This is a genomic window from Eubacterium sp. MSJ-13, from assembly GCF_018918235.1.
GTDB lineage: Bacteria > Bacillota > Clostridia > Lachnospirales > Lachnospiraceae > Butyribacter.
In genome coordinates, this window is sequence record NZ_JAHLQE010000053.1 from 1 (window position 1) to 15750 (window position 15750).

Below are 15750 nucleotides of genomic sequence, written 5' to 3' on the forward strand. Positions count from 1 at the left end.
CACCCCCACTTATTGCTTTACGCAATAGAAGTGGGGGACTTACTTGATAGTGTTAAATAAGTGACTCATAAAGTTTTGTTATATCTTCTACGCTTGTCTCCTTTGGATTGCCCGGACGACATGCATCATCATACGCTGACTGTGCAAGGAAAGGTATATCCTCTTTCTTTACGATATCTTTGAGATCGGCAGGTATTCCAACATCTTTTGAGAGTTGTTTTACAGCATCTACTGCTGCCTTTCTGTACTCTTCCTGAGACATATTCTCCGTACCTTCAACACCCATAGCCTTTGCTATGTCACGATATTTCTCTCCTGTTGCCTCTGCATTGTATTCCATAACCGTAGGAAGAATTATGGCATTTGCAATACCGTGCGGTGTATCATAAAGTGCACCGAGCGGATGTGCCATACTATGTACGATACCAAGTCCGACATTTGAAAATCCCATACCTGCAACATACTGACCAAGAGCCATGCCCTCTCTGCCCTCAGGTGTGTTGTCAACTGCTCCTCTGAGTGAACGTGATATGATTTCGATAGCTTTCAGATGGAACATATCAGAGAGTTCCCATGCTCCTGCCGTGATATATCCCTCAATGGCATGAGTAAGTGCATCCATACCTGTTGCAGCCGTAAGTCCCTTAGGCATAGATGACATCATATCAGGGTCTACAAATGCAACGACCGGAATATCCTTAGGATCTACACATACCATCTTTCTGTTCTTTCCAGCATCGGTGATAACATAGTTGATAGTAACCTCTGCTGCCGTTCCTGCTGTCGTAGGTACTGCAAGTATAGGCACTGATTTATTCTTTGTAGGAGCAACTCCTTCAAGACTTACAACATCAGCGAAATCAGGATTGTTGATGATGATACCGATAGCCTTTGCAGTATCCATCGAAGAACCTCCGCCTATAGCGATAAGATAATCTGCACCTGACTTCTTAAATGCTTCAACACCTGTCTGTACATTTTCAATAGTAGGATTTGGCTTGATATTTGAATAAAGCTCATAATCAAGACTGTCTTTCTCAAGAACATCAAGAACCTTCTTTGTAACACCAAACTTCACAAGATCCGGGTCAGAACAAACAAAAGCTTTTTTGTACCCTCTTGATTTAACCTCCGTAGCGATTTCTGCAATAGCACCAGCTCCATGATAAGATGTCTCATTTAAAATAAAACGATTTGCCATAATTTATATACCTCCTGTATAAATGCATATCAGGTAATGGCGAAACTGATTATATGGTTTATAAATCGCAAACTTATAACAATACAATTTAATAATAGATTATAATAGTTTCGCACCCCCAAAATATATAACGATATTTTTGTATAAATCCACCAACTATTCAAATACAATCAGCAAATTTATATATACATTATACAAAATATTGATTCAAAAATCAATAAAAAATAGGTATGATTTCTATCATCACCTGCACCTTAAATTAAAATCCCATTGCAAAGTACAAGCCCAAGTAACGCAGATACAAGTATAAGCTTTCCATTACCTGCTTTTACTTTCAGCATAAGTACAAGATTTATCACATAGATAACAAATGTTATGATAAGTGTTGCTGCTACTTTTCCTCCTATTGCAAGTCCTGTCGCTATATTCTGATATATCATTGATACCATAACATTTAACAAAAGTCCTGCTATTATAGGTCTTATCCATCTTCCTATAAGCCTGAATACTGCTATTCCCTCAAATTTTTCATAGAGATAATAGATTATGCAGAATACCACTCCCGATGCTGCTACACTGCATGCAAATCCGGCAAGTGCCACTGCAAATCCGGCAAGGACACTGTTATTTATATCATATCCGATAAAATAACCGATTCCGGCGAGTGTTTTACATAAGATCGAACCTGGTAATACATTTACTATTGATACAAGCTGGCTGTAAAATTCACTTTCTTTTATCATGCCTGTGCTTACAAACATACCGTCAGCTACGGACAGATATGCATCTCCGCCTCCAAATGATATTACAGATGATGCAAATCCTCTTAAAAGATATATCCATGTATCTTTAGTTATGATGAAAGCAGGTATTGAAAGTACTACTATAAATAAAAACCATGTTACCATTTCTTTCGTGAATTTGGCTGGTGTAAGCTTATGACCTGATTTTGAAAGCTCTTCCTCAGATCTTTTTCCCTTGCTCATACCATATCTAGTACAGATGCAGAGTCCGCGTATTGCAAGTACGAACATAAATACTTTTAATCCTGTTTCAAGATATATATTTTTTATAATTCCTGCTTTTCCTACACAGAGTATATATAAAATAATCGTTATTCCTGATACAAGTGTGTTTTTGATATTAAATCTGCAATGTGTATAAAATATTCCAAAGAAGGCAATTCCAAGAACCTGTACTGTTGACAGACCAAACATCGGTGTAGCTTCTATTCCGAGTATGCTGTAAACTGATTTTCCACATGATAATATGAAAACCGCTATCATCAGTGCAAAAGCACGCTGAAATCTCTTATCACTTTCTTTTTTTGCTTCCTGCATACTCTTTACGGCATACTGTGTAAGCAGACAGCTTATGAATGCTGTAAGTCCTATTGAAAGGCACTCTATCTGCACAAACAGTTTTTCATCGACTTTAGATAATACAGATAACATAAGAACTGTCATAAGTACACCTGGAAACGCCATAAGAAACGCAGCAAGCACCATTCCCTTTGCACCATATGCACGCTTTCCAAGTCCCGTTGCAATTTCAACCGGAAGTGCTCCCGGTGTTATACTTGCAACTATAACATCCTTATCATATTCATCTTTTTCAACTATTTTCTGGTCTTCTACAACTTCTCTTTCAATAACGGGTATAAGAGCTGTTCCGCCTCCGAAACCAACAACACCTATTTTAAAAATTGAAGCCATCAGTTTAAGTTCTTTTTGTATATTTGCCTTCATATCTTTAATTCCTATCTTTTTTCTATATCATATAGGATTACTATGAATAAAGCAACCCTATTTAGAAAAAAGTTCATTTATATTACAAAATCAAATGCTTATACTCATTTTTATTACAATATGTCATATAATCTGACAAAGACAGTATATAGTGACCTGCATTTTCACCATATACTGTCTGTCTTTCATCTATAAGTATTTCTTTAATTCTGAATATATATAATCGACAGTTTCATCTATTGTTCTTCCTGTGGTATCTACTTCTATATCAGGTGATTCCGGTTCTTCATAAGGACTTGATATTCCCGAAAAATCTGATATTTTTCCTGCCCTAGCCTTTTTATAAAGACCTTTTACATCCCTTCTCTCACACTCTTCTATCGGAGTGCTGATATATACCTCAACAAAACTGTCTTTTCCTATTATTTCTTTTGCATTTCTTCTGTCTTTCCTAAACGGAGATATAAACGATGTAAGTACAATAATCCCCGCATCATTCATCAATTTAGATACCTCGGCTATACGTCGTATATTCTCAACTCTATCCTCTTCGCTAAATCCAAGATTCTTGTTTAACCCCATCCTGACATTGTCACCGTCAAGTACCATAGTCTTTTTGCCATAAACAAACAATCTTTTCTCTAATTCATTTACTATTGTCGATTTGCCTGCTCCTGATAATCCCGTGAGCCAGATTGTCTTTGGCTGCTGTTCCAATCTGTCTGCACGTACCTCTCTTGTTATGTCCATATCGTGCCATGTCAGATTTCTTTCTGACTTTGCTGCTATCTCCATATTTTCCTCCATAAACTGTCAAATTATCTGTAAATGTCTCCCTCCCTAAAATAAGTCATTTATTATTTTACAATGCGAATTTCATTTTTTAATTTATGCACTTCGTCATCGTATTCGACATATACATGATATTCGTCTATGTCAAAGTCATCCAAAGGAATCGCAAATCCTTCTTTCTTATTGACAAATCTGACATTTTCCATATCTTTGACATATGCATTTTTTCCGCCAATAAAATAAATCCTGTCTACTGTCCCTGGTCTCATATTGCACAAAAACAGTTCATCACATATCCTTCCATTTCCAAAATAGTAACCATCAGTCCTGTTTTCAGATAATGGCGGCAGCTTTCCTTCAAATCTTTCTAAAGGAGCAAGCTTTCCAAATATTACATTGTCATTTTTCTCCATTGACGTACAGTAGTCCTGTATATCCGGTGCAAATATCCATGCATTAGAAAATACTTTCTTTATCCCGATACTGTGCAGTTTTTCTCCTGTAGCTGCATCTATTTCCTGAATAGCACTATGAGTAGCACCAATCCTGTTCCTTAAGTACCCCTGAGTTACTAGAAGATATTTTTCATCCTCCGAGTGAAGTACCCTTGAGTATCTGAGTGAATTTGGAACTTCTGTACATTCTCTTATTTTAAATGACATATTTTTCTCGTCTATGTCTATAATCTTTACCAGCGAATTCTTTGTCGATCTTTTTCCTCCCGGCACAAGCACTTTTCCTTCAAATTTGATAACATTTCTTACATCGAATAATACAATCTTTTTTTCATCATGATTATCTTCCATGACAGATGCATATTCAGGAAATGAACATATGGGAATCTTTTTATTCTCATCGACACTTTCTGACATGTCAGTAAGTACATATTTTTCTACTTTACTGCCTTTCCAGACCTGTGGCGGTGCTATGATCCAGTCAATCTTAAGTTCGCTCCAGTTAATATTTATAACAGAATTTAATCTTTTGGCAGTTATAAGAAGCCTTCCGTCATTGTATTCAATATATGATGTATCTATCCAGTTATCATACCTTCTGTACTCTTCTCCTACAAGCTCATGAATATCACAGTATTTTATAAGTTCACCTGTATTTAAATTCAATTCTGCTATCCTGTCTGAAACATGTTCATCATCAGATGCCGTTATAAAGAAAAGTGAATCTCCATGCTGTGTTATGGCTCTTCCTATTTTGTATTCAAGAAGATAAGTTTTATAAACTCTTCCCATATAATCCATCTCATGATACCTGCACGGTGTAACCTTTCCATATTTATCGACTCTGTTGGCTGTTTTATCCACCAAAAGAAAATGACCATTTGCAAGCGGAATCATACCCAGCTTTCCTGTTTTTATCTGAAGTGAATATCTGACATCACCATGTCCGTCAATCGCCACCGGACTGCCTACCGCAGTATTAAGCAGTATAAAACCGAAATGTGACATTTTCATGTCGTTTTTGGCTACCACATTTCTTATATTCTCCTGTATAGGAGATACATATATCTGCAACATTCTGTGTTTTATGACTTCTCCATTACGGTCAACAAGCTTAAGGTCGATTTTATTGTTTCTTCCGCCATACAAGCCAAGTATTGGAACTCTGTGCCTCGTTGTGTACACTGTTTCACCCGTAAAATCACAGTCAGGTGTATCGCCAAGCACCCTGTACACAACTTTACATTCTTTTGAAGAATTAAACAAAATGAGAGCTGTCTGTTTTGCAAGTCCATACGGATCAGGTATAACCAAAAGATATTTGAATGTATAAAGATGCCTGTCTAATATCTTTTCAAATGCATAATCTCTTACCTGTGCCTGGAAACTTTTCTGCATCTCCTTTTTAAAAGGCGACATTATCCTTTTTTCTTTTCTCTCAAATACTTCTGTCTCATACATCCTGTCTAACTTATTCAGATCACTTACACTGTAAGTCATCTTGCCGCCATTCTTTACTTCAACAAATAATTTTTTCATATTTAGCCTTTCATCTTCATTGTAAGCTGAATCCTCTTTTTCTCAAGATCAACACTCATAACTTTGACATCAACTATATCCCCGACACTGACCACATCGAGCGGATGTTTTACAAATCTGTTGTCCGAAAGCTCAGATATATGAACAAGTCCGTCCTGATGAACTCCTATATCCACAAATGCACCGAAATCTATAACATTTCTGACTGTTCCCTTTAAAATCATTCCCGGTTTTAAGTCTTTCATTTCAAGTACATCAGTGCGAAGTATAGGCTTTGGCATCTCATCACGCGGATCTCTGCCCGGCTTTTCAAGCTCTTTTACGATATCAGTAAGCGTTATCTCACCTATTCCAAGCTCTTTTGCCATCTTTGCCTTGTCTTTTATGCGGTACTCAATGCTGTTTTTTGCATTTTTGCCCGTATCTGATGAATTATCCCTGTTATTTTTTGATGTATTTTTAGAATTATCTCCATCATCCTCAAATTCAATACCTGCACCGTCACCTAATGCTTTCATAAGTGCTGCACCAAATGCCGAGTTTTTATTTTTGACAACAAAATCCTTCTTCTTTTTCTTTCTCTCAAGTTTTGTATTTTGAGCTTTCTTCTTATGCTCAACGGTCTTTGCTGCCTCTGCCTGAATTTCTTTCAGTTCCTCCTGCGATATACCAAGTTTCTCAAGAAGTGCCTCGGCTGCCTCATATGACTCAGGGTGAACGCTTGTCGCATCAAGAGGGTTATCTCCACCCTCTATCCTTAAAAATCCTGCACACTGTAAAAATGCCTTTGGTCCGAGTTTTGCAACTTTTAAAAGCTGCTTTCTGTTCGTGAACTTACCATTTTCCTCTCTGTATATGACAATGTTTTTTGCGACAGCCTTGCTTATACCTGATATATATTCAAGAAGTGAAGCTGATGCTGTATTTATATCAACACCAACCCTGTTTACGCAATCCTCGACAACTCCCGTAAGTGTTTCCTCAAGTTTTTTCTGGTTCATATCGTGCTGGTACTGACCGACACCTATGGATTTTGGATCTATCTTTACAAGCTCGGCGAGTGGATCCTGAAGTCTTCTCGCTATCGAAGCGGCACTTCTCTCCCCGACATTAAGCTCCGGAAATTCCTCCGTTGCAAGTTTGCTGGCTGAATAAACAGATGCACCCGCTTCATTTACTATAATGTACTGAACTGGCTTATTTATCTCTTTTAACATCTCTGCTATTATAAGCTCTGACTCTCTCGATGCCGTTCCATTTCCCACTGATATAAGGGATATATCGTACTTGTCGATAAGTTTTTTAACTGTCTTTTTTGTCTCCTCGACCTTATTCTGAGGTTCTGTAGGAAATACTACTGTCGTGTCGAGGACTTTTCCCGTATTGTCAACTACGGCAAGTTTACAGCCTGTTCTGAATGCCGGGTCCCAGCCAAGCACATTTCTTCCCTGAATAGGCGGCTGCATCAGGAGCTGTTCAAGATTCTTTCCAAAGACTTTTATAGCTCCGTCCTCGGCTCTCTCAGTAAGTTCATTCCTTATCTCACGCTCTATGGCAGGTGCTATAAGTCTTTTGTAACTGTCCTCTATGGTGTCCGCAAGGATTTCATTTGTGTTGGCATTGTCTTTCGTTATAACCATCTTTTTTAGATAAGTGATTATACGCTCCTCAGGTGCTTCGACTTTTACTGTGAGGAATTTTTCTTTTTCTCCCCTGTTTATCGCAAGTATCCTGTGACCTGCTATCTTATCGAGTTTTTCCTGAAATTCATAATACATTTCATAAACAGACTTTTCTTTTTCATCTTTCGCAGCCGATACAAGCAAGCCCTCCTGCATCGTTATATTTCTTATGTACATACGATAATCTGCATTGTCAGATATTATCTCAGCTATTATATCCTTCGCCCCTGAAACGGCATCCGAAGGCATTGCAACCTCTTTTTCCTCCGACACATAATCTGCGGCAAGTTTTTCTACAGGCTCCGATGCTGTCTGCTCAAGGATTATCTCAGCCAGCGGCTCAAGACCTTTTTCTTTTGCGATAGTTGCTCTTGTCCTTCTCTTTGGTCTGTACGGTCTGTAGAGGTCATCAACCACAACCTGTGTCTGTGCCTGCTCTATCTGGCTTTTAAGTTCCTCTGTAAGTTTTCCCTGCTCCTCAATGCTTGCTATAACCTGTGCTTTCTTTTCCTCGAGATTTCTAAGATAAGTCAGTCTCTCGTTAAGATTTCTAAGCTGTTCGTCATCAAGAGAACCATGAGCTTCCTTTCTATATCTTGCGATAAAAGGAATCGTGTTTCCTTCATCTATAAGTTTGATAACAGCTTCTACCTGCCATTTTTTTATATCAAGTTCCCCGGCAATCTTTGCCGCAATATCTAATTTATTATCCATGATAATCCTCTTTTCTGCTTCTATGCATACTAATCCCCATTATTTCTAAGCAGTTTATCACAAAACAATTTGAAAAAAACAATTTGTTTTGCTAAAAAAATTACCTGCTCTGACTAAATGTAATTATACCCCTGAAAAACACAACAGACGGCTATAAAAATAGCCGCCTGTTGTAGATATATAAACGATTTAATTTTTCCGTGCTAACTATTTTGTATGTTTTATGCATCAAAACGAATCTTATTTATAACATTTCCCATCTCTTTTGCAGCATTTTCGTATACTGCTTCTGTGATATCTTTTGTTACAAAACCTGTTTCATCTGTATATCCTGCATCTACAAACTCAACCTCGCCGAATAGTTCTTTTATCTTTGCTTCATTGTCAGCTTTATTTCCTGACACTCTGACAAAGAATTTAGATACTACTTCGTCCATAGGCATAAGCTCAAGCTTCTCTTCTGACCAGATAACATTTATATTGCTGTCAAGATTTTCTGATGCTTCCATAATATCAGAAACAACCGCACTTGCTGTTGCAAGTTTACCTGCTCCCTGACCGTAAAACATTACATCGCCGACCATGTTTCCTTTCACAAGGATAGCATTGAACACTCCGTCAACACTGTAAAGAGGATGGTCGTGTGTTATAAGCTTCGGTGCGACCATAGCACTGACTTTATCCCCCACTAATTTGCTTGAGCCAAAAATCTTAACTTTTGCCTTGATCTTTGACGCATAGTTGATATCACGGTCTGTTATCTTTGTGATACCTTCTGTATAAATATCTTCAAAATCAAGCTGCTTTCCATATGCAAGGGAAGTAAGAATGGCAATCTTACGGCATGCGTCATGTCCTTCTACATCTGCCGTAGGATCTGCTTCCGCATATCCTTTTGCCTGTGCATCTTTGAGTACTGAGTCAAAGTCCGAACCGTTTTCTGTCATCTCAGTAAGAATAAAATTTGTAGTACCGTTTAAGATACCTGAAATCTCCTCTATCTCATCAGGTGCTAATGATGTCTGAAGTGGTCTTATGATAGGAATACCGCCGCCAACACTTGCCTCAAATAAAAAGTTTACATTTTTATCTCTGGCAATCTGTAAAAGTTCGGTACCAAATGCAGCAACAAGTGCCTTATTTGATGTTACAACATTTTTTCCTTTAAGAAGGCTTGCTTTTACAAACTCATATGCCGGATGAAGTCCTCCCATTGTCTCAACGACAATTTTTACTTCATCATCATTTTCAAGTATTGAGAAATCATGTACGACATATTTTTCTGCAGGATCTCCCGGAAAATCTCTAAGGTCAAGCACATATTTTACTTCTATATCCTGACCTGCTCTCTTTGTAATAATCTCACTGTTTTTGTTTAATATCTCAAAAACACCTGAACCTACTGTACCATATCCTAATATTCCTACCTTTACCATCTCTTCCTCCATCTCTTACTTTTCTTTATCTGCTGATGTGATCCATGCAAGATAAGCATTTATGAACGGATCTATGTTTCCATCCAGAACACCTGTTACATTGCTTACTTCCTGACCGGTTCTATTGTCCTTAACCATAGTATAAGGCTGCATTACATATGAACGGATCTGACTTCCCCAGCCGTTATCCTTGACTTCGCCACGGATACCGCTCGCCTTTTCAAGCTGCTCCTGTTGTTTAAGCATATAGAGTTTCGCCTTGAGCATCTGCATGGCTTTATCTTTATTCATATGCTGTGAACGCTCATTTTGACACTGTACCACTATTCCTGTTGGAAAATGAGTGATACGGATTGCCGATGATGTTTTGTTTATATGCTGTCCACCTGCACCGCTTGAACGATAAGTATCTATCCTTATATCATCATCTGCGATTTCTACATCAAGGTCTTCTTCTATATCCGGCATAACATCGCATGATACGAAAGAAGTCTGTCTTTTTCCTGCAGCATTGAACGGTGAAATTCTTACAAGACGGTGTACACCATGTTCTGATTTAAGATAACCATATGCGTTTTCACCATCTATCTGCAATGTAACAGACTTGTAGCCTGCCTCGTCACCGTCAAGAAAATCAATCATCTCAACACTGAAACCTTTTTTCTCTGCCCATCTCTGATACATTCTGCATAGCATGCTTGCCCAGTCACAACTCTCCGTTCCGCCTGCACCTGCATGAAGCGTAAGTATAGCATTACACTTATCATACTCACCACTAAGCAGTGTCTCAATCCTGAGTGCTTTGTACTCATCCTCAAATGCCTGAAATGATTCCTCCACTTCCGGCAGAAGGCTCGCATCATTTTCCTCCTCAGCTATATCAATGAGAGTAATTATATCATCTCTGTCACTGCAGAGTTTCTCATATCTTTCAATAACTGATTTTAACTTTTTACAATCCTGAACAACCGCTGCCGATTTATCTGGGTCATCCCAAAATCCCGGCTCTTCCATGGTGTGTTCCAACTCTTCGACTCTGTCACGCTTATTAGCTAAGTCAAAGTGAGTTCCCCATTTCAAGCAGTGGTTCATCGTAATTTGATAATGCTATTTTTATATTATCAAATTCTACCATCAACTCACCTCTTTCTATGTCAAAGCGGATATTCGCAATCCGCTCTGCTACTTGCTCATAACACTGTAGTCAAAATATCTTTTGACCACAACTGATGCCTTAGACCGCTATATACCACGTCCCCTGCACCATTTAGAATTTTCTTCCACAGCACATCTTATATTTCTTGCCGCTTCCACATGGACAAGGATCATTTGGCTGTACCTTTTTGCCTTCGCGTGTCTTTGGCTTTGATGCTACTGTCTCATCTTTGTTTGTTCCAGTAACTTTCGCAACCTGCTCACGCTCAACTTTCTGCTCTATCTGAATATGTGTAAGTGCCTTTACTGTCTCTTCAGTAATAGCATCTATCATTGCATCAAACATATCAAATCCTGCAAACTTATACTCTACTACAGGATCTCTCTGACCGTATGCCTGAAGTCCGATACCCTGACGGAGCTGATCCATATCATCGATATGATCCATCCATTTTCTGTCAATAACTTTAAGAAGGATAATTCTCTCTACCTCTCTTATCTGGTCTGCATCAGGGAATTCTGCTTCTTTAGCTTCATATACTTTTACTGCTTCCTCTTTAAGTCTCTGTATAAGTTCTGCCTTTGTAGCATGTTTTTCTTCCTCCTCAGTGAGAACTATCTTCTCGATAGGTACAATAGGACGAAGTACATTATTTAACTCTGCAATATCCCATTCTTCCGGTGCAGTCTCATCACCGATAATAGATGATACACATTTTTCTACAACATCAGTTATCATCTTGTAGATAGTATCACGCATATTCTCACCGTCAAGAACCTTGCGGCGTTCTTTATATATAACTTCTCTCTGCTCATTGTTTACACGGTCAAATTCAAGAAGGTTCTTTCTGATTCCAAAGTTGTTACCCTCAATCTTCTTCTGTGCACTTTCAATGGCATTTGAAAGCATCTTATGCTCAATCTGCTCTCCATCAGGCATTGCTGAGAAAAGTCCCATAAGTCTCTCTGAACCGAAAAGACGCATGAGGTCATCTTCAAGTGAGATATAGAAACGTGACTCACCCGGATCTCCCTGACGGCCGGCACGACCACGAAGCTGATTATCTATACGGCGTGATTCATGCCTCTCAGTACCTATTATCTTTAATCCACCGAGTTCTTTTACGCCCTCGCCAAGCTTGATATCAGTACCACGACCTGCCATGTTAGTAGCGATAGTGACAGCACCCATCTGACCTGCATCTGCGATTATCTCTGCTTCAAGCTCATGGAATTTAGCATTAAGTACCTTATGAGGTATGCCCTTCTTTTTAAGTTTTTCGCTGAGATATTCTGATGTATCAATATTTATCGTACCTACAAGTACAGGCTGTCCCTTTTCATGTGCTTCTATGATATCAGCAACAACAGCATTGAATTTTTCTTCCTTTGTCTTATAAACCGCATCTTCATAATCTATACGGGCAACCGGAAGGTTTGTCGGAACTTCGACAACATCCATCTCATAAATATCACGGAACTCTTTTTCTTCTGTAAGGGCTGTACCTGTCATACCTGATTTCTTTGCATATTTGTTAAAGAAGTTCTGGAATGTAATAGTAGCAAGAGTCTTGCTCTCTCTCTTAACTTTTACATGCTCTTTTGCTTCTATAGCCTGATGAAGTCCGTCAGAGAAACGACGTCCCGGCATGATACGTCCTGTAAACTCATCAACGATAAGTACCTGATCGTCTTTTACTACATAATCCTTGTCCCTGAACATAAGAGAATGTGCTCTTAACGCAAGATTTATATTATGCTGTAATTCAAGATTGTCCGGATCTGCAAGGTTTTTAACCTGGAAAAATCTCTCAGCTTTTCTTACACCTTCTTCAGTAAGGTTTACATTCTTATCTTTCTCATCAACAACATAATCACCTGTTTCCTGCTCTTCCTCGTTCATGATGATATCCATCTTAGAGAGTTCTTTTGCAGTACCTCTTGTAAGCTGTTTAACAAAAATGTCACAGGCTTCGTAAAGTTTCGTTGATTTTCCGCTCTGTCCTGAAATAATAAGTGGTGTTCTCGCCTCATCGATAAGAACTGAATCGACCTCATCGATGATTGCATAATGAAGTTCTCTCTGTACAAGTTCTTCTTTATAAACTACCATATTGTCACGAAGATAATCGAAACCAAGCTCATTGTTTGTGGCATATGTTATGTCACAGTTGTATGCTTCTCTTCTCTCATCATTATCCATCGAGTTCAATATAACACCAACAGTAAGTCCAAGAAACTCATGAACTTTTCCCATCCACTCGGCATCACGCTTTGCAAGGTAATCGTTTACCGTAACGATATGAACACCTTTTCCCTCCAATGCATTAAGATATGCCGGAAGTGTCGAAACAAGTGTCTTACCTTCACCTGTACGCATCTCAGTAATTCGACCCTGATGAAGGATCACGCCACCAATAAGCTGTACACGATAGTGTCTCATTCCAAGAACTCTTGTTGCTGCTTCTCTTACTGTTGCATAAGCTTCCGGAAGCAGATCATCTAAAGTTTCCCCTTTTTCAAGACGTGCCTTAAATTCAGGCGTCTTTGCTTTAAGCTCGTCATCTGTTAATTTCTCGAACTCAGGTGCAAGAGCTTCTATTTTATTCACTATCGGAATAATTCTTTTCACTTCATGCTGACTGTGAGTACCGAAGATTTTGCTAATTATACTCATGAATTTCACTCCTATACATTATTACTGTTTATGTAGTATTTAACCACCTAAAAAAACTATTTCCTAGTATAACATTAAATAGAGGGTTTTTCAACTGTTGTTTTTTTAAAGAAACAGCCCCGAAGATTTATCTCCGGGGCTGTTTGGCTTAAATGATTTTTCATACTTTTTGTTTTGAAACTTTTGATATATGTAACACTCTCTCCAAAGTGTTTATCTCAATTATTAAAATTCAGGCTCGATAAGTCCGAATGTATTTCCTTTTCTCTTATAAACTACATTCACTTCATCTGTTGCTGCATTACGGAATACATAGAAGTTATGTCCGAGAAGATCCATCTGTATGCATGCTTCCTCAGGATCCATAGGCTTCATGCCAAATTTCTTTGAACGGATAATCTTTATCTCGTCATCATCATCAATCTCTTCTTCGATAAATGCCTTGCTCAAGCTTGTAGCTGACTGCTGCTTGTCAACAAGTTTGTTCTTATACTTGCGTAACTGCCTCTCAATAACCTCCTCAACCAAATCTATAGAAACATACATATCGTCGCTTACCTGCTCAGCACGTACGATGTTTCCCTTCATAGGGATCGTAATCTCTATTTTCTGTCTTTCTTTCTCTACACTCAAAGTAACATGAACTTCAGTTTCCGGAGTGAAATACCTCTCAAGCTTTCCGATTTTTTCCTCGATTGCTGCTCTAAGTCCATCTGTTACATCAAGATTTTTACCACTGATAATAAATTTCATGACTATCACTCCTTTACAAATTGTTAAATATATTATACCTCATATTTTCACAAAAATCAAGTAATATTGCACAATTGATACGACCATTTTCACCTTTTAATTGATATTTATTACCAAAGATTATTTTTCAATATGTTGCGAACAGATTGCAGTCCGAAAACAGTACCTGGAAACTTACTTTCCGGTTGTGTGACAATTCTAATTAACAGATTAGTCAACAATCTGTGGATTTTATTTTTGTGGATAATGTTGATAACTTCGTGCATAACTATGATTTTTCGCATTTTTCAACATAATATGCTGTCACTTTTTATCGAGTTATCAACATTTTTTGTGAATTTAATGTTTATAAGTGCTTTTTTTTACTATTTTTCAGTTTTTTATTATCTGCCACAACATTATTTTATCTCGTCATTCCAGATTTTTTCAAAAATTGTCAGACAATTCTTCTTATACAATAAGGCGTTCTATAATTCATCTGTGAAATTTTTACTCCGTCTTTTTCATTGCTTGAATGTATAATCTGTCCATCTCCGATATATATACCAACATGTCCGACTGTCTTGCCATTTTTGTAAAACACAAGGTCCCCTTCTTTTACGGATGACGCGCTTACTTTTGTACCATATGAAGACTGTTCTAACGATGTTCTCGGTATGCTGTATCCAAATTCTTTATATATACTCTGGGTAAATCCTGAACAATCTGAACCTTTTGTCAGATTTGTTCCACCGTATACATATGGACACCCCAAAAACTTCTGTGCATATTTTGCAATCTGGCTTCCCGTAACTTTGTTTTTATCTTCATCATCATTTGTGACTGTCTTTGTAACATTATTGTCATTCTTTGTACTATCTTCTGTTTTTGTCGTATTATTGGTATCTGTGCTGCTGTTTGATGTACTTTCCTGCTGCTTCTTCTCATCTTCAAGAATTTTGTTTATAGATACAGGATGCTTATACTTAACTTTGAGATTTACATAATCTCTTGCTACATAGCCAAGATCCCCATCAACTGAAATCCTTACCCAGCTTTTTCCACACATCTTTCTAACATAAAAACTTTCTCCAGATGCGATCTGTGTGATAACTTTTGCTGTTTTGCTTGTCTTCTCCCTGACATTCAGTGAGGTTACATTCTTTTTTACCGTGATGTATTTTATACCATATTGTTTTGCAAGTTTCTGTGCCTCTGCTCCAGTTGCAAGAAATTCTGTTTTTATGTAGCCCCTGAAATTTCCACTTTTTACAAGTGCCCAGCCATTATCGTAGGTTTTTGTTATGGTAACTGCTCCACCTCTGTAGAGTCTGCCTTTTATCTTCCCCTGCAATGACGGCTTATTTCTGATGTTTACATAATCATTTGCTATCGATATGGCAAGATTTGCATTGGCTGCTTCCGCTGTTTTTGGCTTGACGGCAGATGCACCACACATTATGACAAGCTGTGATGCCACGACCAATCCACATCTGATAAACTTTTGTTTGAAATGTAATTTCTGCATTAGCCACCGTTACTGAAAACTTATAAAAAGTTGTAAACTTTTATGTTTCATTCCTATTTCATCGAGTATGTTTTCGTACTGCCGAAGCAGA

The 15750-nt window shown here is 38.0% G+C and carries 10 protein-coding genes; all 10 read right to left on the minus strand.

What is annotated here, in order from left to right; all coding sequences use genetic code 11:
• Window positions 1–52: 52 nt before the first annotated feature.
• Complete coding sequence (gene fucO / locus KQI69_RS03380; protein ID WP_216563879.1) at window positions 53–1201, minus strand: lactaldehyde reductase; 1149 nt, start codon at window positions 1199–1201, stop codon at window positions 53–55.
• 254 nt (window positions 1202–1455) lie between these two features.
• Window positions 1456–2949 (minus strand): chromate transporter, encoded by a 1494-nt coding sequence (locus KQI69_RS03385; protein ID WP_216563880.1) that lies wholly within the window; start codon window positions 2947–2949, stop codon window positions 1456–1458.
• Window positions 2950–3138: 189 nt separating this feature from the next.
• Window positions 3139–3744 carry an adenylyl-sulfate kinase gene (gene cysC / locus KQI69_RS03390; RefSeq protein WP_253288983.1) on the minus strand — a complete coding sequence of 202 codons (606 nt, stop codon included), beginning with the start codon at window positions 3742–3744 and terminating at the stop codon, window positions 3139–3141.
• 62 nt (window positions 3745–3806) lie between these two features.
• A complete protein-coding gene (locus tag KQI69_RS03395; RefSeq protein WP_216563882.1) occupies window positions 3807–5735 on the minus strand; it encodes an aryl-sulfate sulfotransferase in 1929 nt (642 codons plus the stop codon).
• A gap of 2 nt (window positions 5736–5737) precedes the next feature.
• The gene (locus KQI69_RS03400) at window positions 5738–8131 is read right to left on the minus strand and encodes a Tex family protein (protein ID WP_216563883.1); all 2394 of its coding nucleotides are present in this window, start codon (window positions 8129–8131) and stop codon (window positions 5738–5740) included.
• Between the two features lie 221 nt (window positions 8132–8352).
• Complete coding sequence (locus tag KQI69_RS03405; RefSeq protein WP_216563884.1) at window positions 8353–9567, minus strand: homoserine dehydrogenase; 1215 nt, start codon at window positions 9565–9567, stop codon at window positions 8353–8355.
• 15 nt (window positions 9568–9582) lie between these two features.
• Window positions 9583–10702 (minus strand): peptide chain release factor 2 gene (gene prfB, locus KQI69_RS03410; RefSeq protein ID WP_216563885.1). Its coding sequence is split into 2 segments (ribosomal slippage): window positions 9583–10626 and window positions 10628–10702, totalling 1119 coding nucleotides; the frame shifts between segments, so codons are not numbered across the junction.
• Between the two features lie 132 nt (window positions 10703–10834).
• Window positions 10835–13399: a preprotein translocase subunit SecA gene (gene secA / locus KQI69_RS03415; RefSeq protein ID WP_216563886.1), complete on the minus strand. Its 2565-nt coding sequence runs from the start codon at window positions 13397–13399 to the stop codon at window positions 10835–10837.
• A 225-nt stretch (window positions 13400–13624) separates the two neighbouring features.
• Entirely contained in the window at window positions 13625–14152 is a 528-nt protein-coding gene (gene hpf / locus KQI69_RS03420) for a ribosome hibernation-promoting factor, HPF/YfiA family (protein WP_216563887.1), read from the minus strand.
• Window positions 14153–14588: 436 nt separating this feature from the next.
• The gene (locus KQI69_RS03425) at window positions 14589–15659 is read right to left on the minus strand and encodes a C40 family peptidase (protein ID WP_216563888.1); all 1071 of its coding nucleotides are present in this window, start codon (window positions 15657–15659) and stop codon (window positions 14589–14591) included.
• Window positions 15660–15750: the final 91 nt, after the last annotated feature.